General features: G+C 66.6%; 26 protein-coding genes. 19 read left to right on the forward strand and 7 right to left on the reverse strand.

Annotation, left to right across the window (positions count from 1 at the left end; all coding sequences use genetic code 11):
* Positions 1–8: 8 nt before the first annotated feature.
* The 9 genes from E0H73_RS41680 (at position 9) to E0H73_RS41730 (ending at position 10,188) form a co-directional block, all read left to right on the forward strand.
* On the forward strand, positions 9–1,004 hold the full coding sequence (locus E0H73_RS41680; RefSeq protein ID WP_131366156.1) for a substrate-binding domain-containing protein: 996 nt from the start codon (positions 9–11) through the stop codon (positions 1,002–1,004).
* Positions 1,005–1,009: 5 nt separating this feature from the next.
* Complete coding sequence (locus E0H73_RS41685) at positions 1,010–2,047, forward strand: ABC transporter permease (RefSeq protein ID WP_131366158.1); 1,038 nt, start codon at positions 1,010–1,012, stop codon at positions 2,045–2,047.
* Entirely contained in the window at positions 2,044–2,946 is a 903-nt protein-coding gene (locus E0H73_RS41690; protein ID WP_131366160.1) for an ATP-binding cassette domain-containing protein, read from the forward strand. The genes E0H73_RS41685 and E0H73_RS41690 overlap by 4 nt, the downstream gene beginning before the upstream one ends.
* A gap of 44 nt (positions 2,947–2,990) precedes the next feature.
* Positions 2,991–4,001, forward strand: coding sequence for a Gfo/Idh/MocA family oxidoreductase (locus E0H73_RS41695; RefSeq protein ID WP_131366162.1), 1,011 nt, complete (start codon positions 2,991–2,993; stop codon positions 3,999–4,001).
* A 99-nt stretch (positions 4,002–4,100) separates the two neighbouring features.
* Complete coding sequence (locus E0H73_RS41700; protein WP_131366164.1) at positions 4,101–5,099, forward strand: sugar phosphate isomerase/epimerase family protein; 999 nt, start codon at positions 4,101–4,103, stop codon at positions 5,097–5,099.
* Between the two features lie 182 nt (positions 5,100–5,281).
* Positions 5,282–6,133 (forward strand): IclR family transcriptional regulator, encoded by an 852-nt coding sequence (locus tag E0H73_RS41705; protein WP_238164615.1) that lies wholly within the window; start codon positions 5,282–5,284, stop codon positions 6,131–6,133.
* On the forward strand, positions 6,130–6,882 hold the full coding sequence (locus E0H73_RS41710) for an IclR family transcriptional regulator (RefSeq protein WP_131366166.1): 753 nt from the start codon (positions 6,130–6,132) through the stop codon (positions 6,880–6,882). Before E0H73_RS41705 ends, E0H73_RS41710 begins: the two co-directional genes overlap by 4 nt.
* Before the next feature lie 657 nt (positions 6,883–7,539).
* Entirely contained in the window at positions 7,540–9,906 is a 2,367-nt protein-coding gene (locus tag E0H73_RS41725; RefSeq protein WP_131366172.1) for a phosphoketolase family protein, read from the forward strand.
* Positions 9,907–10,011: 105 nt separating this feature from the next.
* Positions 10,012–10,188, forward strand: a complete 177-nt coding sequence (locus tag E0H73_RS41730) for a hypothetical protein (protein ID WP_131366174.1) — start codon at positions 10,012–10,014, stop codon at positions 10,186–10,188.
* A 28-nt stretch (positions 10,189–10,216) separates the two neighbouring features.
* Here the strand turns inward: E0H73_RS41730 and E0H73_RS41735 are convergent, their stop codons facing one another.
* From E0H73_RS41735 to E0H73_RS41745, 3 genes are read right to left on the reverse strand one after another with little or no spacing between them, the layout of a single operon-like run.
* Complete coding sequence (locus tag E0H73_RS41735) at positions 10,217–10,594, reverse strand: hypothetical protein (RefSeq protein ID WP_131366176.1); 378 nt, start codon at positions 10,592–10,594, stop codon at positions 10,217–10,219.
* Positions 10,594–11,721: a mechanosensitive ion channel family protein gene (locus tag E0H73_RS41740; protein ID WP_131366178.1), complete on the reverse strand. Its 1,128-nt coding sequence runs from the start codon at positions 11,719–11,721 to the stop codon at positions 10,594–10,596. Before E0H73_RS41740 ends, E0H73_RS41735 begins: the two co-directional genes overlap by 1 nt.
* A complete protein-coding gene (locus tag E0H73_RS41745) occupies positions 11,718–13,277 on the reverse strand; it encodes an MFS transporter (protein WP_131366180.1) in 1,560 nt (519 codons plus the stop codon). The genes E0H73_RS41740 and E0H73_RS41745 overlap by 4 nt, the downstream gene beginning before the upstream one ends.
* 264 nt (positions 13,278–13,541) lie before the next feature.
* Between E0H73_RS41745 and E0H73_RS41750 the strand changes: the two genes are divergently transcribed.
* Entirely contained in the window at positions 13,542–13,991 is a 450-nt protein-coding gene (locus E0H73_RS41750) for a Dps family protein (RefSeq protein ID WP_131366182.1), read from the forward strand.
* Positions 13,992–14,137: 146 nt separating this feature from the next.
* Here the strand turns inward: E0H73_RS41750 and E0H73_RS41755 are convergent, their stop codons facing one another.
* The 4 genes from E0H73_RS41755 to E0H73_RS41770 form a co-directional block, all read right to left on the reverse strand.
* A complete protein-coding gene (locus tag E0H73_RS41755) occupies positions 14,138–14,593 on the reverse strand; it encodes an Hsp20/alpha crystallin family protein (RefSeq protein ID WP_131366184.1) in 456 nt (151 codons plus the stop codon).
* Positions 14,594–14,697: 104 nt separating this feature from the next.
* Positions 14,698–15,147, reverse strand: coding sequence for a DUF1931 family protein (locus tag E0H73_RS41760; protein ID WP_131366186.1), 450 nt, complete (start codon positions 15,145–15,147; stop codon positions 14,698–14,700).
* Positions 15,144–15,575, reverse strand: a complete 432-nt coding sequence (locus tag E0H73_RS41765; protein WP_131366188.1) for a hypothetical protein — start codon at positions 15,573–15,575, stop codon at positions 15,144–15,146. Before E0H73_RS41765 ends, E0H73_RS41760 begins: the two co-directional genes overlap by 4 nt.
* Positions 15,576–15,760: 185 nt before the next feature.
* Positions 15,761–16,720 carry a PrsW family intramembrane metalloprotease gene (locus E0H73_RS41770; RefSeq protein WP_202867851.1) on the reverse strand — a complete coding sequence of 320 codons (960 nt, stop codon included), beginning with the start codon at positions 16,718–16,720 and terminating at the stop codon, positions 15,761–15,763.
* A gap of 252 nt (positions 16,721–16,972) precedes the next feature.
* On the opposite strand from E0H73_RS41770, the gene E0H73_RS41775 reads away from it, so the two are divergent.
* The 9 genes from E0H73_RS41775 to trxC all read left to right on the forward strand — a co-directional run bounded on the left by E0H73_RS41775 (position 16,973) and on the right by trxC (position 26,041).
* Positions 16,973–18,184 carry a helix-turn-helix transcriptional regulator gene (locus tag E0H73_RS41775; protein WP_131366190.1) on the forward strand — a complete coding sequence of 404 codons (1,212 nt, stop codon included), beginning with the start codon at positions 16,973–16,975 and terminating at the stop codon, positions 18,182–18,184.
* On the forward strand, positions 18,174–18,641 hold the full coding sequence (locus tag E0H73_RS41780; protein ID WP_131366192.1) for a helix-turn-helix transcriptional regulator: 468 nt from the start codon (positions 18,174–18,176) through the stop codon (positions 18,639–18,641). The genes E0H73_RS41775 and E0H73_RS41780 overlap by 11 nt, the downstream gene beginning before the upstream one ends.
* Before the next feature lie 120 nt (positions 18,642–18,761).
* Positions 18,762–19,250, forward strand: coding sequence for a YflT domain-containing protein (locus tag E0H73_RS41785; protein ID WP_131366194.1), 489 nt, complete (start codon positions 18,762–18,764; stop codon positions 19,248–19,250).
* Positions 19,251–19,284: 34 nt separating this feature from the next.
* The gene (gene dnaK / locus E0H73_RS41790) at positions 19,285–21,180 is read left to right on the forward strand and encodes a molecular chaperone DnaK (RefSeq protein ID WP_131366196.1); all 1,896 of its coding nucleotides are present in this window, start codon (positions 19,285–19,287) and stop codon (positions 21,178–21,180) included.
* A 5-nt stretch (positions 21,181–21,185) separates the two neighbouring features.
* Positions 21,186–21,707, forward strand: a complete 522-nt coding sequence (locus E0H73_RS41795; protein ID WP_131366198.1) for a nucleotide exchange factor GrpE — start codon at positions 21,186–21,188, stop codon at positions 21,705–21,707.
* A complete protein-coding gene (locus E0H73_RS41800; protein WP_131366200.1) occupies positions 21,707–22,684 on the forward strand; it encodes a DnaJ C-terminal domain-containing protein in 978 nt (325 codons plus the stop codon). The genes E0H73_RS41795 and E0H73_RS41800 overlap by 1 nt, the downstream gene beginning before the upstream one ends.
* On the forward strand, positions 22,681–22,992 hold the full coding sequence (locus tag E0H73_RS41805) for a chaperone modulator CbpM (protein ID WP_131366202.1): 312 nt from the start codon (positions 22,681–22,683) through the stop codon (positions 22,990–22,992). The genes E0H73_RS41800 and E0H73_RS41805 overlap by 4 nt, the downstream gene beginning before the upstream one ends.
* Complete coding sequence (gene clpB / locus E0H73_RS41810; protein WP_131366204.1) at positions 22,983–25,610, forward strand: ATP-dependent chaperone ClpB; 2,628 nt, start codon at positions 22,983–22,985, stop codon at positions 25,608–25,610. The genes E0H73_RS41805 and clpB overlap by 10 nt, the downstream gene beginning before the upstream one ends.
* Complete coding sequence (trxC, locus tag E0H73_RS41815; RefSeq protein ID WP_131366206.1) at positions 25,607–26,041, forward strand: thioredoxin TrxC; 435 nt, start codon at positions 25,607–25,609, stop codon at positions 26,039–26,041. The genes clpB and trxC overlap by 4 nt, the downstream gene beginning before the upstream one ends.
* Positions 26,042–26,052: the final 11 nt, after the last annotated feature.

Here is a 26,052-nt window from a genome sequence, read left to right on the forward strand (position 1 = left end):
GCACTGACATGAATGGCATCAAGCGCACGAAGATCGCGGTCATCGTCGCCGTAGGGGTCATGACCCTCGCTGCGTGCTCCTCCGGGGGCCGGGAAACCGGTGGCGACGACGAGAGCGGCGGTGGCCAGGCTGCCTCGACGCCCAAGCTGACCGTTGCGATGATCACCCACGCAGCCCCGGGAGACACCTTCTGGGACATCATCCGCAAGGGGGCTTCAGCCGCCGCCGCGAAGGACAACATCGAGGTCCAGTACTCCTCTGATCCGGACGCCGTCAAGCAGGCGCAGCTGATCCAGGCCGCGATCGACAAGAAGGTCGACGGCATCGCGGTGACCGACCCGAACACTCCGGCGCTCGCCGGCGTGATCAAGAAGGCCGTTGCCGCAGGCATTGCGGTGACGATGTTCAACGCCGGTGGTCCCGACGCGCAGAGCCTGGGTGTGCTGGGCTACTTCGGCCAGGACGAGAAGGACGCCGGCGTCGCAGCGGGCAAGAAGGCGGTGGAGGGTGGCGCCAAGAACATCCTCTGCGTGATCCAGACCCAGGGCCAGCAGCAGCTGGTCGACCGCTGCGACGGCGTCAAGCAGGGTGCCGCCGGCGCCACCACGACGTCGATCTATGTGAACGGCACCGATGACTCGGCCGTCACGACATCGATCCAGGCCAAGCTGACCGAAGACAAGAGCATCGACTTCATCGTCACGCTCGCTGCTCCGGTCGCTCTCGATGCGGCCAAGTCCGTCTCCGGTTCGGGCAGCTCGGCCAAGATCGGCACCTTTGACACCAACAAGGAACTGGTCGCGGCCATTCAGAACAAGTCGATCCTGTGGGCGATCGACCAGCAGCCATACTTGCAGGGCTACCTGTCCGTCGATGCCCTGTGGCTGTACACGGCGAATGGGAACACCATTGGTGGTGGCACCAATGTGGCCACCGGCCCGGCCTTCATCGACGCGTCCAATATCGCGAAGGTTTCCAAGTTCGCTGCGAACGGCACGCGGTGATCTGAATGACTACAGCCACGGTCACACCTACCGACGATCGCGTTCGGACCCGCTCGGCGATCTCGTCGACCCTACGCCGGCCCGAGGTCGGCGCGCTGATCGCAGCGGTCGTCGTCGCGCTCCTGTTCCTCGCCGTCGCACCCGCGTTCCGGAGCGTCGGCAACATCGGGACGATTCTGTACGGCTCCTCGACCATCGGGATCATGGCGGTCGCGGTCGCGCTGCTCATGATCGGCGGCGAGTTCGACCTCTCGGCGGGTGTGGCCGTGACGACCTCAGGCCTCGCCGCAGCTCACCTGTCCTGGTACTTCGGCCTGAACGTCTGGGTCGGCGTCCTGTTCGCACTCGTGCTGTCGCTGGCGATCGGGGCGTTCAACGGATGGCTGCTCCATCGAACCGGCTTACCGAGCTTCCTGGTCACCCTGGGCACGTTCTTCGTGCTCCAGGGGGCCAATCTGGCGATCACCCGGATGGTCGCCGGCGGTGTCTCGTCGAACTCGCTCAACGACATCGACGGTTTCGGCTCGGCCCACGCGGTGTTCGCATCGAGCTTCGACATCGGCCCGATCGGCATTCAGATCCCGGTCATCTTCTGGATCATCCTGACCGTGATCGGCTCGTTCCTGCTGCTCCGCACGCGCTACGGCAACTGGATCTTCTCCTCCGGTGGTGACCCGGCGGCCGCTCGAGCGGTGGGTGTTCCAGTCACCGTCACGAAGATCGCCCTGTTCATGGGAGTCGGGTTCTGCGCCTGGCTGCTCGGCATGCACAACCTCTTCAACTACAACAACGTCCAGTCCGGCCAGGGTGTCGGCAACGAATTCATCTACATCATCGCCGCGGTCATCGGCGGGTGCCTGCTCACCGGCGGGTACGGCTCGGTGGTCGGAGCCTCCGTGGGTGCGCTCATCTTCGGCATGACCCAGCTCGGAATCACCTACGCCGGCTGGGATCCCGACTGGTTCAAGACCTTCCTCGGGATCATGCTCATCGCCGCGACGCTGGTGAACCTGTACGTGAAGCGGAAGGCGGATGCCCGATGACCATCGAGACGCACGCGTCAGAACTGACCGTGGTCGACCAGGACGAGCCGATTCTCGAACTGGTGGACGTCGGCAAGAGCTACGGCAACGTCAACGCCCTGCGCGGGGTGAACCTGACCGTGCGCCAGGGGGAGGTCACCTGCGTCCTGGGTGACAACGGTGCGGGGAAATCCACCCTCATCAAGATCATCTCCGGACTGCACGACTACACCGATGGCACCATGAAGATGCACGGCGAGGTCCGTCACTTCGGGTCCCCGCGCGTGGCCCAGGCGGAGGGCATCGCCACCGTCTACCAGGACCTCGCGCTCGCCCCGCTGATGTGTGTGTGGCGGAACTTCTTCCTGGCCAACGAGCTTCGGAACGGTCCGTTCCTGGACATCCCTACGATGAAGCGCGTCTGTGGCGAGGAACTCGTCAAGATGGGCATCGTCATCCCGGACCTCGACCGCCCGGTCGGGAGCCTGTCAGGTGGTCAGCAGCAGGTGATCGCGATCGCCCGCGCCATCCACTTCGGCGCCAAGGTGATCATCCTCGACGAGCCGACCGCCGCGCTCGGCGTCAAGCAGTCCGGTGTCGTGCTGAAATACATCGCGGCAGCACGCGATGCCGGTCTCGGCGTCATCTTCATCACGCACAACCCGCACCACGCCTTCCTGGTCGGCAGCCACTTCGTCATCCTCAAGCTCGGGCACGTCTCGCTCGACGCCCACCGCGACGAGCTGACTCTCGAGCAACTGACTGGCGAGATGGCCGGCGGGCAGGAACTGGCAGAGCTGAGTCACGAACTGCGGGCGGTGGATCCGGGCAAGGTCGTCGAGGCCCACACCGTCGCTCCTGGCGGGGTCAGTGCGCCCGTGCTCGATCAGGACGAGCTCTCCGGAATGAAGGACGTCTGACCACGGTGCCGCAGTCGACGAAGAATCTGACGAGGAGTGAGTGAATGACTGTCCGAGTAGGTGTGATCGGGGTTGGCACGATTGGTGAGGACCACCTCCGCCGGCTCACCCAGGTCGTCGCCGGCGCCGAGGTCGTCGCGGTGACCGACGTCGACCTGGACCGAGCACGTGCGGCGGCTGCGAAGTACGACGTCGCTACCGTGCACCTCACGGGCCAGGAACTGATCTCGGATCCCGAGGTTGACGCGGTAGCCGTCTGCTCCTGGGGCCCGACGCATGAGGAGTATGTGCTGGCCTCCATTGCTGCAGGCAAGCCGGTCTTCTGCGAGAAGCCACTGGCTGAGACCCCAGAGGCCTGCGAGCGCATGATCGAGGCCGAAGTGTCGGCCGGGCGTCGCTTGGTGCAAGTCGGGTTCATGCGCCGCTACGACCGGGCCTATCGGGCGCTGAAGGACGTCGTCGACGCAGGATCGATCGGCGCGCCGCTGATCGTCCACTGCGTTCATCGGAACCCGACGGTTCCTGGGTACTTTCAGTCGGAATCCTTGATCACCGACGCTGCGGTCCACGAGTTCGACATTCTGCGGTGGCTCCTGGGAGAGGAGATCACCACCACGTCGGTGCTGGTCCCCAAGCGGAACCGGCATGGGGGTGATCTGCAGGATCCGGTGATGCTGATCCTGGAGATGGACAGCGGCGCGATCGTCGATGTCGAGATCTCGATGAACATCCGCTACGGCTACGACATCCAGGGGACTGTCGTCGGGGAGGACGGCACCGCTGCACTCGGGGACCAGGACGCGGTCGTCGTACGGCTGGCCGGCGGCACGACCTCGCCGGTGGCGGCCGACTGGCGCGAGCGGTTCAGCCGCGCCTACGACGTCGAGTTCCAGGAGTGGATCGACGCCATCGCCGGGTCGGGGGTGCCGGCAGGCCCGACGACCTGGGACGGATACGCAGCTGCCGTTGTGGCGAACACAGCTCTGGAGGCCCTGCGCACCGGTACCAGAACCTCGGTGAAGCTCGTCGAGAAGCCGGCGCTCTACGACCAGTGACATCGAGAACTGACCGTGCGGCGACGTTCTCGGATGTGAACGGACTCGATACGCCTTCCGGCACGAATTCCTCTGCACGCAAGGAAAGGACCCATCACAATGAAGCTCGGCGTCTACACGGCCATCCTGCACGACAAGCCCGTCGGAGAGGCGGTTGCCGCCATCCGCGACCTCGGCCTGCAGAGCGCAGAGATCAATTCGGGCGGCTTCGTGCCCGCCAATCACCTGCCCATCGATGCCATCCGGTCGAGCCAGGACGCCAGGGACGAATATCTGGAGATCTTCTCGAGCGCCGGCATCGAACTGACAGCCCTCAACTGCAACGGAAACCCGCTTCACCCGGACCCTGCTGTTCGTTCCCGGCACGGCCAGGACGTGATCGACGCGATCGAACTGTGCACTCTCCTGGGCGTCAAGCGGGTCGTGACCATGTCGGGCCTGCCCGGAACGAACGCCGAAGGCACCCTCCCATCATGGAGCGCCCTGCCCTGGGAGAGCTCCACGTTGGATGCCCGCGATTATCAGTGGGCCGAGGTCGGGGTGCCGTACTGGAAGGACATCCAGGTGCGGGCCGCGGACGCTGACGTCAAGGTCGCACTCGAGATGCACCCGCACAACCTGGTGTACAACCCAGCCACGATGGAGCGGTTGGCTACTGAGATCGGCAGCACGCACATCGGTGCCGAGCTCGACCCCAGCCACCTGTTCTGGCAAGGTATCGATCCCACGCTCGCCGTGAAGTCGTTGGGCAGCCTGGTGTTCAACGCCGCGGCGAAGGACACCAGGATCAACGAGGCAGCCAAGATCAACGGCGTGCTGGATGACCGCTTCGTCCGCGTCGCTCCGGATGCTCCCGGCATCGTCCCGTTCGGCGGCAAGTACACCTTCAGCGGCTGGCCCGAGAACGCTTCGTGGGACTTCGTCTCGGTCGGGCGCGGGCACGACGTCGACTGGTGGTCCGGCTTTCTGGCCGCACTCAACGATGTGGACCCCGATATGGCCGTCAACATCGAGCACGAGGATATCGAGCTCGGACAGATGGAGGGCCTGCAGTTCGCGGCGCAGACTCTCCTCAAAGCGGCTGACCGAATCAGCTGAACCTTGGCGCGCGGCGCTCGACCTGGCATCAGGTCAACGGGACGGATTGGCCTGTACCGGGCTGCGTGTCCGCTGGGTGATAATATGCGCGAGGCCTGTCTGGCAGGTATGCCTACCGGGTCTCGCGGCCGGCCAGTCACTCACGCCAAGGCCTGCACATCCACAGGAAGGAATCCTGGCTTGTGACCAGCAATTCCGGCTTCATCGAGGAGTTGAGCTCAGGCCACTCTCGTCGTGTCGCGCGACCTGCTGCTGATGAATCGGCCGGTGAACGCGACGTCGCTGGAGTCGCTCTGTTCGCCAAGGTCAACTCGGTGATCAGCATCCTTGAAGAAGGACAGGAGATTGCTGCCACCGAGATCGCCGCTCGGATGGGTGAGCCACTCAGTTCTGTCTATCGCCTGCTGCAGAGCATGATCGGAATCGGCTGGGTAGATCGTGGCCATCGGCGCGGGAGCTATCGGCTGGGCCTGTCGATGCTCACGGTCGGGGGCCAACTGGAGGACCGGCTCGACATCCGGAAAACTGCTCTACCGTCGCTGCGTCATCTGCTCGAGGTGATCGGCGTGACCAGCTTCTTGTGCGTGCGACGCGATACCCGAGCCGTGTGCCTCGAACGGCTCGAGGGTGAAGCCGTCCGGTCCCTGGCCATGCAACTGGGCAGTTCGTTGCCGCTCTACGCGGGGGCGGCGCCCCGTGCCATCCTGGCGTTCCTGCCGCTGGGCGAGCAGCGGTCGGCGCTCAAGGTCGTGCGGATCCCGGGGGATCCACCCCGCCCGGACGCGGCGGCGATCCAGACCGACATCGAGCAGGTGCGCCGCGAGGGCTACGCAGTCTCGGACGGCGACGTCACTCCCGGCATCGCGGCTCTCGGCGCGCCGGTGTTCAACCATCGTGGCGAACTGGAGGCCGCCATCTCGATCAGTGGCCTCCGCGCCCAGATCCTGGGCTCGACGAGGGACCGCAATGTCGAGCTCATCATCGCCGGCGCCCGTGAAGTAAGCCGCGCTTTGGGACAGCAGGTCGCCGAATGAGCACCGAGCACCCGATGGGGATCCTGCAGCGTTCTGCCAGCCTCGTCGGACTGCTCGCCGAGCGTGGACCACTGACTCCGGCTGAGATCGCCGAACGGCTCGACCTGCCGCGCCCCACCGTCTACAGGCTCGCTGACGCGCTGCGGGACGGCGGCCTGGCCGAACTGTTGCCCGACGCCCGCATCCAGCTCAGCTTGCGCTGGCTGCGCCTCGCGGACGCCGCGCGAGCGGGCATGAGCGAATGGAGCGGCGCAAAGCCCCTCCTCGATGAACTTGCCGCGGTCACCCGGCAGACAGTGTTTCTGAGCGTGCCCGCTGGAGATCGATCTATCTGCATCGACTGGGCTCGCGGCGAAGCGATCAACGTGCTTCTGCTCAAGCCTGGGCGTTCGCTACCCATGTACGCCGGCGCTGCTGGGCGGGTGACGCTCGCCTTCGGCCTCGAGGACCGGGACGCGTATCTGGCGAACGCCCCGTTCGAGCCCTACACACGGCGTACGCTGACCACGGCGGCCAAGCTCCGCAAGGACATCGCCCTTACCCGGGATCAGGGCTTCGTTGTCTCGGACGGCGATGTGACCGACGGGATCGGAGCACTCGGAGTGCCACTCTTGCGAGGTACCAAGCGTCCGGTCTTCGCCGGAGCCCTTTCACTGGCCGGATTGGCCGATGAACTGATCGAGCGGCGCGCAGAACTCGTCGCCGACTTGCGTTCCGCCGCCACGGCATTGGCCGCCACCGTCCCGTAGAGGCGGTGTCGGATCTGGGTCGGTGTGTCGTAGTTGGGCTCGTCCACTGACACCTACGACAGCCGGCGCTCTTTCGGCTACAACTCGTCGAGTGCGTGGCGGGCTGGGGAGGCTGCGTGGTTTGTTGAGCCGCTGGGTGGGGAGATCGTCGAGGAGTTCTGCGACATCGGACAGTCGCGGTCGCTGCCCTGGAGCGCCGAGAAGAGGCGGATCGAGTCCCGCAGGCATCGAAAGATCCTCACCGCGGCTGGGATGGACGCTGTCCGCGAAATTTGGCTCTCTGTCTCGGTGGCAGGGGCAAGTAGGCGATAGCCGAGCAGCTCAATCGTGAAGGTGTGCCGTGTCCATCAGTTCACGCTCCCGTGCAGAACCGGTCGCTCAAAGGCGCAGCTAGTGGTGGCTCAGCCGAGGTCATGAGCCACTGTGGGTAACCTCGGCTCCTTGTTCCTGAGCGTTAGGAGACCGGCCGCCAGTGCGGAGAGGGTCCGGACGAGCGTGGGCAGCAGTGTGGGGTGGGAGGCGGCCAGTTCGGGATCTTCGGCGTAGACCTGGGCGAGTACGGGGGAGTGACGCCATTCGGCTGGAGAATCCCTACGGAACACGTAACCCCCAGGCCCGCCAGAGCGTGATTCTGGCGCCGTCGGGTACAAGCAGGCGATGCAGCACATCCATGCAAAACCTCTGACCGACCAGCAACTACAGGGGCTCGACGCCTACTGGCGGGCCACCAACTACCTGTCTGTCGGGCAGATCTATCTCCTGGACAATCCACTGCTCCGGGAGCCGTTGCGGCCCGAGCACATCAAGCCGCGGCTGCTCGGCCACTGGGGTACGACGCCCGGTCTCAACCTCATCTACGCACATCTCAACCGCGTGATCCGGCAGCGCGAGCAGCAGATGCTGTTCGTGACCGGACCCGGACACGGCGGTCCCGCGCTCGTCGCCAACACGTGGCTCGAGGGCAGCTGGAGCACGGCCTACCCGAACACAACGCGGGACGAACGCGGCATGGCCCGGCTGTTCAAGCAGTTCTCGTTCCCCGGCGGCGTCCCGAGTCACGTCGCCGCGGACGTCCCGGGTTCCATCAACGAAGGCGGCGAGCTCGGCTATTCGCTGAGCCACGCGTACGGCGCCGCCGCCGACAACCCGGATCTCGTCGTGGCCTGCGTGGTCGGCGACGGTGAAGCCGAGACCGGACCGCTCGCGACGTCATGGCATTCCAACAAGTTCCTCGATCCGGTGCGGGACGGCGCGGTGCTGCCGATCCTGCACCTGAACGGCTACAAGATCGCCAACCCCGCCGTGCTCGCACGAATCGACGACGAGGAGCTGACCGCGCTTCTGCGCGGCTACGGGTATGAGCCGTTCCTGGTCGAGGGGTCGGACCCGGCGACGGTGCATCAGGCGCTCGCGGGCACTCTGGACAGATGTCTCGACCGGATCACGGAGATCCAACTGGAGGCTCGGTCGGCGGCGGGCCATCCGCTCCGGCCTGCTTGGCCAGTGATCGTGCTGCGGACGCCCAAAGGCTGGACCGGACCGCGCACCGTCGATGGTCAACCGGTGGAGGACACCTGGCGATCACATCAGGTGCCGCTGACCGGCGTACGGACCGACGAGGAGCACCTGCGGCAGTTGGAGTCGTGGCTGCGCAGCTACCGGCCGCAGGAGTTGTTCGACGAGCAGGGCCGCCCGGTCGACGCATTGCTCGAGCTGGCGCCCGGGCCGGCGCTGCGGATGGGTTCGTGCCCGCACGCCAACGGCGGGCTGGTCAGCCGGGCCCTCGAACTGCCGGACGTCGAGGAGTACGCCGTACCCGTGAAAGCGCCGGGGTTCGCGGACGGCGAGCCGACGAAGGTGTTCGGTGCCTTCCTTCGGGATGTCTTCCGTCAGAATGCCGACAACTTCCGCCTGTTCGGGCCGGACGAGACCGAGTCGAACCGGCTGGGCGAGGTGTACGAGGCGACGGACAAAGCATGGCTCGGGGACCAACGGGAGACCGATGAGCACCTGTCACCGGACGGTCGGGTGTTCGAGATTCTCAGCGAGCACACCTGCCAGGGTTGGTTGGAGGGGTACCTCCTCACCGGCCGGCACGGGCTGTTCTCGTCGTACGAGGCGTTCGTGCACATCGTCGACTCGATGGTGAACCAGCATGCGAAGTGGCTCAAGACCATCAATCGGCTCGATTGGCGGCGGCCGGTTCCGTCGCTGAACTATCTGCTCACGTCGCATGTGTGGCGGCAGGATCACAACGGGTTCTCGCACCAGGATCCCGGCTTCATCGACCACGTGGTGAACAAGAAGGCGGAGGTCGTCCGGGTCTACCTGCCTCCGGACACGAACACGCTGCTGTCCACCATGGACCACTGCCTGCGGACCCGGAACTACATCAACGTCGTTGTCGCTGGCAAACAACCGCAGCCGAACTGGCTGGACTGGGAGTCCGCCGCGCTGCATTGTGCGCGCGGGATCGGCGTGTGGGAGTTCGCCAGCAACGACCGGGGCGACCCGGACGTGGTGATGGCTTGTGCGGGCGACGTACCGACGATGGAGACCCTGGCGGCGGTCAGCCTGTTGCGCGAACACCTGCCCGAGTTGCGGATCCGCGTGGTGAACGTCGTCGACTTGATGCGGCTGCAGGATGCCGGTGAGCATCCGCACGGGCTGACCGACGCTGAGTTCGACGCGTTGTTCACCACGGATACCCCGGTAATCTTCGCCTACCACGGCTATCCGTCGCTGATCCATCGACTCACCTACCGCCGGCACGGGCACGACAACCTGCATGTGCGCGGCTACATCGAAGAGGGTACGACGACCACGCCCTTCGACATGGTCGTGCTGAACAACCTCGATCGGTACCACCTGGCGATGGACGTGATCGACCGGGTTCCGGCGCTGGGGACGCGTGCGGTGGCGACGCGGCAGTACTTCGCCGACCAGCGGACCCGGCACCGCGCCTACGTCACGAAGTACGGCGAGGATCTGCCGGAGGTCCGCGAGTGGCGATGGATCTCCTGATCGTCAACGCGGGGTCGTCGAGCCTGAAGCTGCGGGTGTTGTCGCCGGACGACGAGGTGCTGCACGAGCGCTCCATCTCCGACTGGGACCGGTGAACATTCGGCTGTGGTCCGCGCTGCGGCCGGCCGCAGGCTGACGTGGCTGGGAGTCGTGCTGGATGCCAAGAGCAACGAGACAGGGGAGCCCGTGATCACTACGCCGGAGTCACCGGTCACGGCGTACATCGTGCCTGCCCGCGAGGACCTGACCATGGCCGCCCAAGCCCGGCGGCTGCTCGAGTAGGTCGCCGGAGGCACGCTGGAGGATCAGGTCACTGCTCGGATTGGCCTCGGTGCGCCTGGACGGGTTGCTCGAGCATGCCGTGCAGGTGGGCGGCCGCGAGTTCGATCTCGGTGTACTTGTACTGTCCGGCGCGCGACTCCGCGGACATCACCCCGCAGCGGTGGACGTCGGTGAAGTCGCCGTAGGGAAACTTGTACCTCGCCTTGGTGTCCTCGTCGTGCTCAACGTCCAGGCCCAGATACCACTTCCGGTACTCCGAGAATCCGTGCCGCTCGATGAATGCGTTCTCATCGGCTGCGGTCGGTCGATGCTCGCTCCAGTCGTCTCTGTCGTCGTGCACCGTCCTGCCCGCGGCAATGAGTTCTCTGGCATGTGCGTAGGCTCGCTCATTCAACTTCACACTCATCAGGTCTCCCTGGTTCGCTGGTCGGCGGTTGATCGGTGTGTCAGGTGTGCCATGGTGTTGAACGCGTTGCGTTGCGAGACATCGGCGCGGACCCTCGGCAGGGCGTCGGGGTGATGCTGCTGCAGGAAGAGCAGCAACTTCTCGCGCACGTCGCAGCGTAGGTCCCAGTTGCTGGGGGCGTCGGCGGAGCTCACCAGCCCGCGAACGACCATCGTCGTCGGAGTGGTGTCCACGACCTGCAGGACCCAGTCCCGGCCGTCCCAGAGGGGAGAGCCCTGGACCAGCCGGTACATCTCGGCGCGGAGGTCCTCGACGGATGCCCGGAAGTCGACGTGCAGGAAGATGCTGCCGAGCACCCTTGCCTCATCCCGGGTCCAGTTCTGGAACACGTTCGTGGTGAACCACGAGATCGGCAGGATGAGCCTGCGGTTGTCCCAGGTCCGGACGACGACGTACGTCAAGGTGATCTCCTCGATGCGGCCCCACTCGTCGTGGACGACGACGACGTCGTCGATGCGGATCGGATCGGCGACTGCGATCTGTATGCCGGCGAACAGGTTGGTCAGGGTCGTCTGTGCGGCCAGGCCGGCCACGACGCCCAATACACCTGCCGACACCAGGAAGCTCGCGCCAAGAGCGCGAGCCCAGGGGATGGTCATGGCCCCCGCCGCGATCCCGATGAAGACCAGCACGGCGATGGCGACCCGGCGGAGGACAAGAATCTGCGTCGTGATCCTGCGCGACTGCCGATTGTCGCTCACGGCGAGGTCGAGGCGCGACGACGCGACGTCCTCGACCACGCCGGTCAACTGGATCAGCAGCCAGGTGACGGCGGCGATCAGTGCCAGGACAAGAGCGTGGCGGATGATGTCTGCCAGTGTGGCGGGCAGGCCCACTGCCGGCAGCGCGATCACGATGGCGGTGGTGACGACGACGATCCGGAACGGGCGCCTGCACCGTCGTTGCAGCGAGAACCATACGGGCGAGGGCGAGCGAGCCTGCCTACGGCGTACGAGGATTCGAGCCCCGACGGTCACCAGCAAGGCGACCGTGATCGGGACGGCCACGGCCAACGCCGACTCGATGTACTCCCGCGCTCCTGCCACGCTCGTCTCGCCGATCGTCATGTCCGCCGCGGGTGCTCCGACTGCCGCTCGGCCGGCGGCCGGCGGCGAACGTGCGACGTCAGACCGCCGGTGAGACCGCTCTCGGCACCGGCGACCAGAGCGCGTACCGACAGCGGAGTGGCGACGGCCTCGAGGGAGCGGCGCTCGGCGTCGATTCCCCAGACGAACTCGACCAGACCGCCGATCACCATGAGCAACGCGGCGGCGGCGTAGCCGGCAAAGACCGCGCCTCGGTCGCTGCCGTCCCCGATCAGCGTTGCGAACAGCCAGGGCGCGATCACTCCGCCGGCGAGCACCGACAGGGCGAAGAAGAAGGCGATGGCCTGTGCCCGGATCTCGACCGGGAAAATCTCGCTCACCGTGAGGTACGCCGACGATGCGGCGGCCGACGCGACGAAGAAGATGACACACCACAACACCGTTTGGGTGGTGGCGGTCAGAGCATCCTGGTTGAAGAGCCAGCCGGTGACGAACAGCAGCACCCCGGACAGGCTGTAGGTGCTGCCGACCATGATCCGGCGGCCGATCGTGTCGAAGTACTGGCCGAGCAGTATCGGCCCGAGCAGGTTCCCAAGAGCGAACGGGAAGATGAAGTACGCGACCTTGTCGTCGGCGATGCCATAGAACTCGGCAAGGATCAGGGCGTACGTGAAGAAGATCGCGTTGTAGAGGAAGGCCTGCGTCGACATCAGCGTGACCCCGACCAGCGAACGTCGGCGATAGTCTCGCAGGGTCACCCGGGCGAGTTCGCGATACGACACCAGACCGCGCGGGCTGAGCTCGATGGAGCGGTCGTCCCCGACCGGTTGTACGTCGATGCCCTTCGCCGCAAGGTCACGTTCCAACGTGGCGACGATCTGCTCCGCCTCGTCGGCACGTCCGTGGGTGAGCAGCCATCTCGGGCTCTCCGGAATGTGCCGCCGCAGCGGCCAGATCAGGACGCCGACGAGCGGCCCGATGAGCAGCGCGAGGCGCCACCCCACGTTGACGTCGAGGATGTCCGGATCGAGGAACAGGAAGTTCGCGCTCGCCCCGATCATCGCGCCCAGCCAGTACGTTCCGTTGACGGCCAGGTCCGTGCGACCGCGGTAGTTCGCCGGGATGAGCTCGTCGATGGCCGAGTTGATCGCGGCGTACTCACCGCCGATGCCGGCGCCGGCGATCACCCGGGTCACTGCGAAGAACGGGAAGTTCAGCGAGACCGCCGTGAGCGCGTTGCCGAGCAGGTACACGCCGAGGGTCAGCAAGAACAGCTTCCGCCGGCCGAGCTTGTCGGTCAGCCGGCCGAAGAAGAGCGCACCGAGCACCTCTCCGAACAGATAGAGGCTCGCGCCGAGTCCTACCTGGGATGACGTCAACCCCAGTGTGTCCTGGTCTCGCAGCCGATCTGCGATGGTGCCGGCGATCGTGATCTCCACGCCGTCCAGCACCCAGGTGATGCCCAGCGCGACGACCACGCGCCAATGGAACGGACTCCACGGCAGGCGGTCTAGCCGGGCCGGGACTGTGGTCCGGATCGGTACGGGCCCGAGCCCGGGGCTCCGGGCCCCCGTCATAGCGGCACCTGCACGTTTCCGTTCGGCGCTGACCGGTGTGCCATGGCGCGCCTCCTCCTACTGAAGACGACATGCTGTTCTGTGACGCGCTTGGACCTCCACGGTCACCGCTGCGACGCGGGCGCGCGTCCCCCGATCACGTAGTTTCGGGCCGCCGTTCGACGCACCGACCTCGCGTCTACACAGACGCGGGATGCCACGGCCAGTGATAGCTCGCCACGATGACTGAGACATACCGGCGCAATTCTGAGGCAGGAGAGAGCTATGGACCGAAACGCTGTCGGAAAGGAACTCGAACCGCTGCTCATCGAACTGATCGATCTCGCGCTCACCGCGAAGCAGGCTCACTGGAATGTCAGCGGCCTGTGGTTCCGGCCACTGCACCTACAGCTCGACGAGCTTGCCGACGATGTCCGGAACTGGTCCGATGACGTCGCCGAGCGTCTGTCGACCATCGGCCTTGCCGCCGACGGGCGTCTGGAGACGCTGGCGAAGATGACGCCGTTCACTGCGTTCCCAGATGGCTTCGTCGACAGTCTGACGGCGGTGCCGCACATGGTCGAGCGCCTGAACCTGGTCGTCGAGAGCAACCGCACGCGGATCGACCGCCTCGGCGCGCTTGACCTCGTCAGCCAGGACCTTGTCATCAGTGTGACCGCGGGCCTCGAGAAGCATCGCTGGATGTTCGCGGCCGAGCAGTCGAGCAAGGCCTGATTCCGGCGGTCGGTTGCCCGGCCTGCGCGTCCGGTGTGGGCGGACGAGCACAGTCGCGGGCCGGGCTACCGAGTGTCCTTCCGGGATGTCATCGTCTGGAGTGTCGAAGATGCCTCCTCTCTGCGGTCCTACTCGCCGATCGCGAACTACTTCACCTCGATCTGGCGGCGTTGACCGGCGGAGCCTTTCGGGACGGTCACGCGCAGGACGCCGTCGTTCAGCGTCGCCTCGACACCGTCCTGCTTGACGTTGTCGGGCAGCACCAACTCGTAGTGGAAGCGCCCCCAGGAGCGGGTCTGGCGTCGCAGCCATCCCTTGCGCCCTTCATCTTCGGGGCGCTCGCCGCTGATGACGAGGCGACGGCCGTCGAGTTCGATGTTGATGTTCTTCTTTTTCACGCCAGGCAACTCGACCTCGAGCACGTAGCCGTCGTCGGTCTCCTCCAGGTCGGCGAGGGGGGTGAAGCCGTCGCGGAGCATGGACGGGACTTCGGCCCACTGGTCGTCGAACAGCCGGGACATCTGCTGGGTGAGCCGCTCGAACTCGTTGGCCGGGTCCCACCGGGCAATGTCGCTCCTGGCACTTCGTACGGGCAGTGCCATCGTTTCCGTCCCTTCGTGTGTGTTGGCCTGGCGGGTTGCCGGGCCTGTACCGCAAGCATTCGACGCGAGACGGTACGACGCATCCCGCGTCCGCGCAGTCTCGCTTACAGCAACAGGCCGAAGATCCGGAACGCGCGCTCCCAGTGCACCGTCTGGGGGTTCTTCACGTCGGGATCGATGATCTTCATCGTCCGGGCGAGTGCGAAGCTCAATCCTCCGACAACCTCCGGCAACCGGGCTTCGGTCTCCTCGCTGAGTGTCACGTCGAGCGGCGGCCAGGTGGCCAGCTGCGCCAGTATTGGTTCCAGCTCGACGTCCTCGTCGAGCTTCCGGAAGGCGTGGATGCTCTCTTGCAGACCTTTGGTGATGGGCAGATCCTGTGGTTGCAGGATGTCGCGACGGTTCGCGCTGGCGGTGGCCTGCCCGGCGATGAGGAGGTCGTACAGCTTCTCGGAGACGAAGTCGCTGTGGCGTTTGAGGTCGTCCTTGTCCACGTTCAGGCTCGCTGCGAGACGGAAGAACCGCTCGAACCTGCTGACGCCCATCACCGTCATGCGGAGTCCTTCCGATCGGTCAGGTCGCCGATGAGGAAGGCCAGTCCGATCCCGAACAACCAGACGTCCTTGGCGATCGGCAAGCCCTGTTCGGTCGGCCGCAGGCTGCCTTCCTTGTGCATCCCCGGCGTCCGGAGGTAGAGCCCCAGGAGGCCCGCGGAGAAGGCGGTCAGGCCGGCTCCAGCCAGCGCCGCGGGGACCACCGGCGACAGCAGTGCGGCGCCGAGGGCCAGCTCCCCTGTGGCAAGCGCTCGGACGAACCGCCGGGAGTCGACCTTCTGCAGCATCGGGTAGGCGCCTGCCGCGAAACCGTGCGTTTGTGCGGCCGTCGACGGATCCGCGCGGAGTTTGCGCAGTCCGGAGTCGATGATGAAGGCGCCCGCGCCGAGTCGCAGCGGCGCCTCCCAGGGCCTGATCCGGGCAATCATGATGCGCTCCTGTCTCCTCCAGCGCGGGCCACGGATCCGACGGCGACCGGCTGGAGGACTGCTGCCTTGGCAGCGGTCGCCACCGCTTCCGAGTCTCGTCAGGAACACCCGCGAGGCGCATCCCGCGACTGCGTAGAGCGGTAGCTCTGCGAACGAACTGGACAAGTCGCACCCGCTGCGAAATGTCAGGCAGAGGAGTTCCTGCGTGGTCCTGCGGCGCGCACTGTGCTCGGGCCCGGGGAGTCCTGCGGGCCTCCTGAGGGCTTGTTTGCGCCCGTGCGGCGCCAGGCGACGCGGAGCGTGATCAGTCCCAGGAGCGCGACGACCGCGAGTGAGAGGAGACTCAGCAGGGTGAAGACATGCGTCTGCTCCTCAGTGGGCTGCGGCAGGTAACCGCGGGACAGCAGCTCGTACTGCCACCGCGTCCCGGTGAACAGGAAGGTCAGGGCGAGCGCGATGCTGTGCGAGTAGTCCCAGAGAGCGTGGATGACCGAGACCAGCAGGTAGGTCAGTACGACAGGAGCGGTGTAGCGGTATCGCCCGTCGCGGGCGTAGTAGAAGAGCACACCGCCGAGGATCGCCGTCCACAGTCCATGCCCGAACGGTGTCAGGATGCCGCGGACCAGTTCGGTCTGGACGAGGGCGCTCAACGACAGGCCCTGCACGGTGAGCAGGGCGTTGAACGCGTAGCCCGCGGTCTCGAAGGCGGCGAAGCCGAGCCCGACCGCGGCACCGAGGACGAAACCGTCGCGGGCGTGCCGGTGCGGGAGCTTCCTGGTGATCAGGATCAGCGCGCCGAGCTTGGCCGCTTCCTCGATCAGGCCGACCCCGAGGAACAAGGCCGGCGACGGGTCCAGGAAGTACGCCTCCAGCAGGGAAGCGGCGAGGACCCCGAGGACCCCTCCGCCGATGAACGCACCGAGGAGCAGCTCAGTGGTCAGATGCTGATCGTGCCAGCGCTGGTGAGCCCACATCAGCAGCGTGATCGGTACGACGAAACTCCCGAGCAGGATGAGCGTGGGGACGAGATTGGCGTTGCCGGTCAGCAGAGTCACGACCAGACTTGCGGCCCACAACGCCAAGCCCGCCAGTAACATCCGGGCCCAGGGGCGACCTGGGTGGGTCCGGTCGGCGGTCAGACCCACGAGCCACCTCCTGGCGGATGGAGCCGGTGCACCCGGCACGAATATCCAGATTCGCCGGACTGGCGTGCGCCGGCATCCCGCAATCGTGTAGTCGTCCGGTAGCCGGTCAAGCTTGCCGGCCGTGGGATTGATGGTCGTCCGAGTGGGTATCCCCGCTGGACTTCCTGTGCACCGTCTGCGAGCTCGCTGCCGGTGAGCGGGGGAGAGTCCTTACGACCAGGCAGAACGACGTGTCGCGCGTGGAGCTGGCCTATGTGTGCTATCGCGAAATCGAACGCCTCGACCCGGCCGCTCAGGGGCCGAGAGCGTGAGTTGAGATCGGTTCAGGAGGTCCTGGACACCGCAGTCACGGGGCGAGGCGGCCTCGTCCTGGTCGACGGTGCGCCCGGCTCCGGAAAGACCAGGCTGCTGACCGCGACGGAGGCCAGGGCGGCCGGCCGTGGGTTCGTCGTGGCGCGAGCCGGCGCTGAGGATCTCGCCGGCGCGGCGCCGGACGACCACAGCATCCGGGAGCCGTGTCTGATCTTGCTGGACGACATGCCAGGTTCGGACGAGGCCGTTGGTACGACGCTGTCTGCGCTGCCCACTCGGTTGGCGTCCAGCCCGGTCGTGTGCATGGTGGTCCGCCGCAACGTCTCGCTCGGCTTGGGCGGTTGGCTGCCGTCGGACATCGTTCAACTTGGTCTTGGTTCGCTTCCGGCCGACGCGGTGGCCGACCTCGCCGAGGACATACTTCACGGTCGGCCCGGCCACGAGCTGTTGTCTCTCGCCGAAGACGCCGGGGGGAATCCGTTGCTGCTGGTGTCGTTGTTCGAGGGTCTGTGGGACGAAGGGCTGGTGGCTGTCGTTCAGGGACGGGTGCAGTTGGTCCACCGGCAGCTGCCCCGGCGTACGAACGGGGTCATCGACGGTTGGGTGCGGGCTCTCAGTCCGGCCGCACGCAACCTGCTCGAGGTGGCGTCCTGCCTCGAACGCACTTTTACGGTGGACACACTGGCAGCTCTGTTCGGCGGCTCGCCTGCCCGTCTGCTGGCTCCACTCGAAGAGCTGGTCAGGTACGAGCTCTTGCGCATCGGTCTGCACGGGGTCCTGACCTTCCGCCACGAGCTGGTCCGCCAGTCGGTGTTGTGCCAGGTTCCGTGCTCGATTCGCTCTGCCTTGCGCGACGATTCCCCGCACCGGACCGGAGTGTTGCGGAGCGGCGGTCAGGACACCGGATGGGAGCTGCTGTCGGCGTCCGAGCGGAGCGTCGTCGAGCTGGTGGCGGAGGGTGCGACGAATCGCGAGGCGGCGGAGCAGCTGTTCCTGTCGCCGCACACCGTCTCGTTCCACCTGCGCAAGATCTATCGCAAGCTCGGCATCGACACCCGGGTCGAGCTGACCCGGATCGCCCTCGAACGCGATCGGCAGGGCGAACACCCGGGCCGGACGGTCGCGGATCAGGAGAGCCGACATGTCGGGTAGCTCGGGCTCGCCGCCCCCGGATCGGCCACGTAGCCGGCAGCTGGCGTCGGCCCGGCCCTTGACCCGGCAACTCGTCGAGATCGCATCGGTTCTCAGGGCTTTCGACGTCCAGTACGCCGCGCTGATGATGCATCGGACAGTCGCAGAACTCCTGCCGTCGGTCCATGAGGCGATGGCCATCGGTGTCCTGGTGGAGAGAGGGCAACAGCTGGCCTACAACGACATCGCCGAGTGTTCGCCTGAGCGGCCGTCGTTCGGGTGGGGAAGCCTGACGGCGGCTGAGTTGCGCGTCGCACGGCTGGCGTCGGAGGGATTGACGAACCAGCAGATCGCGGATCGGTTGGAGTTGTCGCGGCACACTGTCGAGTCCCATCTGCGGCACGCGTTCCGCAAGCTCGACATCGGCTCCCGGGTCGAGCTGACGCGCATGGTCGTGATCCACGATCCGGCCGGATAACCACCAGATCCGGGGATGCGGGGGGCACCGTCGCGAGCCAGGTTGGTGATGACGCGCGGACGCCGAGTCCCGGCGTACGCGGTCGCTCTGGTGGTTCCGATCCAGGGAGAGGGAAATTTCATGACCATCCCGCACAAACCGACCGACCTCGGCATCGGCAGGCCGATCGCGACGTACGACAACTACGCGGACGCCCAGCGCGCGGTCGACTACCTGTCCGACAACGGCTTCCCGGTCGAGCACTTGACCATCGTCGGATCAGACCTCCGGCAGGTCGAACGGGTCCTCGGCCGGATGACCAGTTGGAAGGCGGCACTGACTGGCGCCGGCACCGGAGCGTGGTTCGGCGCGCTCGTCGGCCTGCTTCTGGCGCTGTTCGCCGAATCCGGCACCGCCGTCCTCGTCATCATCGGGTGGTGTCTGCTGGCCGGTGCGGTGTTCGGTGCGATCTGGGGCTGGCTCGCACACCTGCTCACCTTCGGGCAGCGTGATTTCTCGGCCGTCGGGCTGACGGTGGCGACCCGGTTCGACGTCTACTGCACACCGGAGGAGGCACCTCGGGCCATCGACATGCTGGCACGGATGCCGGCTGCTCCCTCGAAGTCCTGAAACTTTCACAACCAGCGAACGTCTGGAGACAGCTATGGCCAAGGCCGTCGGTATTGACCTGGGGACGACCAACTCGGTGATCGCCGCGATGGAGGGCGGGCAGCCGACCGTCGTACCCAACGCCGAAGGAGCTCGGACCACCCCGTCAGTGGTGGCCTTCACGGACTCCGGTGAACGACTGGTCGGGCAGCTTGCCCGGCGCCAGGCGGTGATGAACCCGAAGGGCACCATCACCTCGGCCAAGCGGTTCATCGGCCGCAGGTACGACGAAGTGGCCTCGGAGGCCAAGGCCGTGTCGTACGACGTGGTGGACGGTCCGGACGGTGCTGTCCGGTTCAAGGTCCGGGACAAGCTCTACGCCCCGGAGGAGATCTCCGCGCTGGTGCTGCGCAAGCTGGCCGAAGACGCAGGCCGGTTCCTGGGCGAGAAGGTGACCGAGGCGGTCATCACGGTTCCGGCGTACTTCAACGACGCACAGCGGCAGGCGACCAAGGACGCCGGCAAGATCGCCGGTCTCGAGGTGCTGCGGATCATCAACGAGCCGACCGCGGCCGCCCTCGCGTACGGTATGGACAAACTCGACAACGAGACCGTGCTGGTCTTCGACCTCGGCGGCGGCACCTTCGACGTCAGCGTGCTGACTGTCGGCGATGGCGTGGTCGAGGTCCGGGCGACCGCCGGGGACACCCATCTGGGGGGAGACGACTTCGACCGCCGCGTCGTCGACAAGCTGGCCGACGACTTCCAGCGTGAGGTCGGCGTGGATCTGCGTCAGGACCCACAGGCCTTGCAGCGGCTCTTCGAGGCCGCGGAGAAGGCCAAGGTGGAGCTGTCCTCGGTCACTCAGACGACGGTCAGCCTGCCGTTCATCACCGCCAACGCCTCCGGTCCGCAGCATCTCAACACGACGTTGATGCGGTCCACCTTCGAGCAGCTGACCGGCGACCTGGTCGAGCGTTGCCTGCAGCCGGTCGAGCAGGCGATGGCCGACGCCAAGGTGACCGCCAACGACATCGACGAGGTCATCCTGGTCGGTGGCTCGACCCGGATCCCGGCGGTCCAGCAACTGGTCCGCCGGCTGACCGGTGGCAAGGACCCGAACATGACCGTGAACCCGGACGAGGTGGTCGCCATCGGGGCCGCCGCTCAGGCCGCGATCATCAAGGGCGAGGTCAAGGACGTCCTGCTGCTCGACGTGACCCCGCTGTCGCTCGGGCTGGAGACGATGGGTGGCGTGATGACGAAGGTCATCGAGCGCAACACCACGATTCCGGCTCGCCGGACCGAGGTGTTCACAACCGCCGAGGACAACCAGACCGCCGTGGATGTCGTCGTACTGCAGGGCGAACGCGAGATGGCCGCCGACAACCGCGTGCTGGCCCGGTTCCGGCTGGAGAACATCCGGCCGGCGCCGCGCGGTACACCGCAGATCGAGGTCACCTTCGACATCGACGCGAACGGCATCCTGCACGTGTCGGCCCGGGACAAGGACACCGGCGCCGAGCAGAAGGTCACCATCAGCGACACCTCCAACCTGGATCAGTCCGAGGTCGAACGGATGGTCGCCGACGCCGAGACCCACCGGAACGAGGACGTCAGGTTGCGCGAACTGGTCGATGCCAGGAACACACTGGACCAGGTCACCTACCAGGTCGAGAAGCTGCTGGCCGATGGTGGCGATACCGTCGCCCAGCACGACCGGGCCCGTGCGGAGATGCTCATCGGCGACGCCCGCGCGGCCATGCAGTCGCAGGACACCACGATGGAGCGGTTCCGCGAGCTGACAGGCGAGCTGCAGCAGATCGGGCAGGCATTGACAGCGGCCGGCTCGTCCGGCGGCGGTTCCGCCGGGCAGCAGCAGGGCGGGCAGTCCGGTGACGGTGACGGTGGCGACGACGACGTGATCGACGCCGAGTTCTCGACGAGCTGATCCTCATGACCGAGCAGGACGCCGACCAACGAACTGACACGACGTCCGAGGAGGAGGCCGCCACCGCTCAGGCGACCACCGAGGCCACCGAGCTGCTGGCGCAGATCGGTGAGCTGGAGGACCGGTGGCGGCGGGCCGTCGCCGACCTGGACAACTTCCGGAAGCGGGCGGCCCGCGAAGCCGAGAGGCAACTGGAGGACGAGCGGGCACGCGTCATCCGCCGCTGGTTGTCCGTCGTCGACAACCTCGAGCTTGCGCTGGACCACGCCGGTGCGGATGCCGATCCGGTCGTCGAGGGCGTCCGGGCGGTGCGGGACCAGGCGCTCGCGATCCTGACCGAGTACGGCTACCCGCGGTACGACGACCTCGGCCGGCCGTTCGACCCGGAGCTGCACGAGGCGGTCGGTACGGTGCCCGCTCCGGACTCGCCGCCCGGCACGGTCGTCCACGTTGTCCGGCCGCGGTACGGCGACGCCGACCGGCTGCTCCGCCCGGCCGCGGTCATTGTCGCGACGGAGCAACGCTGATGGCCTCGGACACCGATTTCTACTCGATCCTCGGAGTGTCCCGCGACGCCGGCAAGGACGAGATCCAGCGGGCCTATCGCAAGCTGGCTCGTGAGTACCACCCTGACGTCAACAAGGACCCCGCAGCGGAGGAGCGGTTCAAGCAGATCTCCGAGGCGTACGACGTACTGCGCGATCCGAAGCAACGGGAGCGGTACGACGCGTTCGGGCCGGACTTCCGGCGTGTCCCACCGGACATGGATCCGGCCGACTACGCCCGGGCCCGAGCCGGCGCAGAGCGCCGGACCAGTTCCAGGGGAGATCCTTGGGGCGGCGGGACCGGGACGTGGGAGGAGTGGCCCGAGGGTGTCCGGTTCAGCTCGGGATCGGCTGAAGGCATCGACCTGGACGACCTGCTTGGTGGCATCTTCGGTGGTCGAGGGCGCCGGGGTGGCCCGATCCCGGGTTCGGATCAGGAGGTCGAGATCGAGCTGTCCGTCGAGGACGCGTATCACGGCGGCAGCCGGTCGCTGACGGTCGAAGGGGCAGGTGGCACCCGCACGCTGAACGTGAAGATCCCGCCTGGCGTCGTCAACGGCCAGCGGATCCGTCTCGGCGGCCAGGGCGCTCAGGGCTTGGGCGGTGGCGCCGCCGGCGATCTCTACCTGATCGTGCGAATTGCGGACCATCCGCGCTACCGGCTGGATGGCCGTGACATCCACGTCGACCTACCGCTCGCCGCGTGGGAAGGTGCGCTCGGCGCCTCGGTCGAGATCACCACGCCAGGCGGTCCCGCAACGGTCAAGGTCCCGAAGGGCACGTCGACCGGCCGCCAGCTCCGGCTGAGGGGACGTGGGCTGCCCAACCCGAAGGGGCGGCCCGGTGACCTGTACGCCGACGTGAAGCTGATGGTCCCGCACCGGCTCACCCGCGAGGAGGAAAGGCTCTTCGAGGAGCTTGCCGGTACGTCGAAGTTCGATCCGCGGAGGCGGCGATGACCACCTATTACCTCACGCGTCCGGACCGGCTGGCACTGGACGACTTCGCTCGGCTGGCCGATCTCCATCCCGAGCTGGCCCGCCGGTTCGTCACCCTCGGGTTGCTGGAGGCAACAACCGATGCCAGTGGCGCGCTGTGGTTCCGGCGCGGCCAGCTGACCCGATTGGCCCGGATCCGCCGGCTGCGGGCCGGATTCGCCCTGAACTACGCGGCCCTCGGTCTCGTCCTCGATCTGCTGGACCGGATCGCCGTACTCGAAGCGCAGCACCGACGCGACATCAGAGGAGAAGCCACCAGATGGACATGAACCGATTGACGCAGAAGTCGCAGGAGGCGCTGCACGACGCGCAGACCAAGGCGCTGCGGTTCGGACACAGCCAGGTCGACGGCGAGCACCTGTTGATGGCGTTGCTCGATCAGCCCGACGGCCTGACGCCGCGGTTGCTGTCCCAGGCCGGTGCGGATCCGGACAAGCTGCGGGCCGAGCTGGAGGAGGAACTGTCGCACCGCCCGCATGTCAGCGGTCCGGGCGCGGAACCCGGGCAGGTCCTGATCACCCAGCGGCTGTCGCGCCTACTGGACGCGGCGGACCGGGAGGCACGGCGACTCAAGGACGAGTACGTCTCGATCGAGCACCTCGTGATGGCTCTGGTGGACGAAGGCCAGCAGAGCACCTCCGGGCGGCTGCTGGCCGGCCATGGACTCACCCGCGACGGGTTCCTGGCGGCGCTGACCGCGGTACGCGGGAATCAGCGGGTCACGTCAGCCACGCCGGAGGGATCCTACGAGGCGCTGGAGAAGTATGGCCGCGATCTGGTGAAGGACGCGGCCGACGGGCGGCTCGATCCCGTCATCGGACGTGACCCCGAGATCCGCCGGGTGATCCAGATCCTGTCCCGCAAGACGAAGAACAACCCGGTGCTGATCGGCGATCCGGGGGTCGGTAAGACAGCGATCGTCGAGGGTCTGGCGCAGCGGATCGCCAACGGTGACGTACCGGAGGGGTTGCGGGATCGGACTGTGTTTGCGCTGGACATGGCTTCGCTGGTTGCCGGGGCGAAGTACCGCGGTGAGTTCGAGGAGCGGTTCAAGGCCGTGCTCAACGAGGTGAAGGCGGCCGAGGGCAGGATCTTGTTGTTCGTCGACGAGTTGCACACCGTGGTGGGTGCTGGCGCGACCGAGGGCGCGATGGATGCGGGCAACATGCTGAAGCCGATGCTGGCCCGCGGTGAGCTGCACATGATCGGTGCGACCACGCTGGACGAGTATCGGATGCATGTCGAGAAGGACGCGGCATTGGAGCGACGGTTCCAGCCGGTGATCGTGGACGAGCCGTCGGTCGAGGATGCGATCTCGATCCTGCGTGGTCTGCGTGAGCGGCTGGAAGTCTTCCACGGTGTCAAGATCCAGGACGCGGCGATGGTTGCGGCCGTGGTGCTCAGCCACCGGTACATCTCCGATCGGTTCCTGCCGGACAAGGCGATCGACCTGGTCGACGAGGCGTGCGCGATGCTGCGGACCGAGATCGACTCGATGCCGGCCGAGCTGGACGAACTCACGCGACGGGTACGGCGGCTCGAGATCGAGGAGGCCGCGCTGGCCAAGGAGGAGGACAAGGCGAGCAAGTCCCGGCTGGAAGAACTGCGTAAGGAACTGGCCGACCTGCGCAGTGAGGCCGACGCGACTCGGGCGCAGTGGGAGGCCGAGCGGAACGCACTGCGGAAGGTGCAGTCACTGCGGCAGGAGATGGAACAGGTACGTCAGGAGGCCGAACAGGCTGAACGCGACTACGACCTGAACCGTGCGGCCGAGCTGCGGCACGGCCGGCTGCCTGAGCTCGAACGTCAGTTGGAGGGCGAGGAGGAGCGCCTCGCCGAGAAGCAGCACGGCCAGCGGCTACTGCGTGAGGTCGTGACGGAGGAGGAGATCGCGTCGATCGTGTCCCGGTGGACCGGCATCCCGGTGCAGCGACTGCAGGAGGGCGAGCGGGAGAAGATCCTTAGGCTCGACCAGGTGCTGCACGAGCGACTGGTCGGTCAGGACGAGGCGGTCCAGCTGGTTGCCGACGCGATCATCCGGGCCCGGGCCGGGATCAAGGATCCCCGCCGGCCGATCGGGTCGTTCATCTTCCTGGGCCCGACCGGGGTCGGCAAGACCGAACTCGCCCGGACGCTGGCAGCAGCGCTGTTCGACACCGAGGAGAACATCGTCCGGATCGACATGAGTGAGTACCAGGAGCGGCACACTGTGAGCCGGCTCGTCGGTGCGCCGCCCGGGTATGTCGGCTATGAGGAGGGCGGCCAGCTCACCGAGGCGGTACGTCGCAAGCCGTATTCCGTCGTCCTGTTCGACGAGATCGAAAAGGCGCACACGGATGTCTTCAACACCTTGCTGCAAATCCTGGACGACGGCCGGTTGACCGATGCGCAAGGCCGCACGGTGGACTTCCGCAACACCGTGATCATCATGACGTCGAACATCGGGTCGGCGTTCCTCCTCGACGGCGTCACCGACGACGGTCAGATCAAGGACGACGCCCGGGACGCGGTGACAGCGGAACTGCGAGCACACTTCCGGCCGGAGTTCCTCAACCGGGTCGACGAGATCGTGCTGTTCAAGCCGCTCACCCGGACCGAGATCGAGCGGGTCGTCGACCGGATGCTCGACGACCTGCGGACCCGGCTGGCCGACCGGCGGATGACGCTCGAAGTCACGTCCGAGGCGGCCAGGCACATTGCCGAGCAGGGCTTCGATCCCGTGTACGGGGCGCGGCCGCTGCGACGGTTCATCGCGCGCGAGGTCGAGACGCGGATCGGGAGGGCACTGCTCGGTGGGAACATCCTCGACGGAGCGGTGATCCGGGTGTCGGTGCAGGACGGCGAGATCGTCGTACAGCACGAGAATCCGAGGGAGGTGGCGGCATGAACACCGTCGAGTGTCCGCACTGCGGGAAGCGCAACCGGGTGCCGGCGGTGGCTGAGGGGACGCCGCATTGCGGTCAGTGCAAGAACCTGTTGCCGTGGATCGTCGATGCCGGCGACGACGACTTCGCCGAGGTGGTAGAGCAGTCGGGCATCCCGGTGCTGGTCGATCTGTGGGCGCCGTGGTGTGGGCCCTGCCGGATGGTCAGCCCGGTGCTCGAGCACCTTGCTGCCGAGAAGGCGGGCCAGGTCAAGCTGGTGAAGATCAACGCCGACGAGGCGACGGTGCTGTCGCAGCGGTTCAACGTGCGCTCGATCCCGACACTGATGGTGTTCCGCGACGGGAAGGTTGTCGCCGAGCAGATCGGCGCAGCGCAGGCGCACGTCCTGCGTCCTTGGCTCGAGGAGGCGCTGCACAAGGAGCCGGCATCGTGACCACCCTGGTG

Origin of the sequence: Kribbella pittospori (genome assembly GCF_004331465.1) — a bacterium.
Lineage (GTDB): Bacteria > Actinomycetota > Actinomycetes > Propionibacteriales > Kribbellaceae > Kribbella > Kribbella pittospori.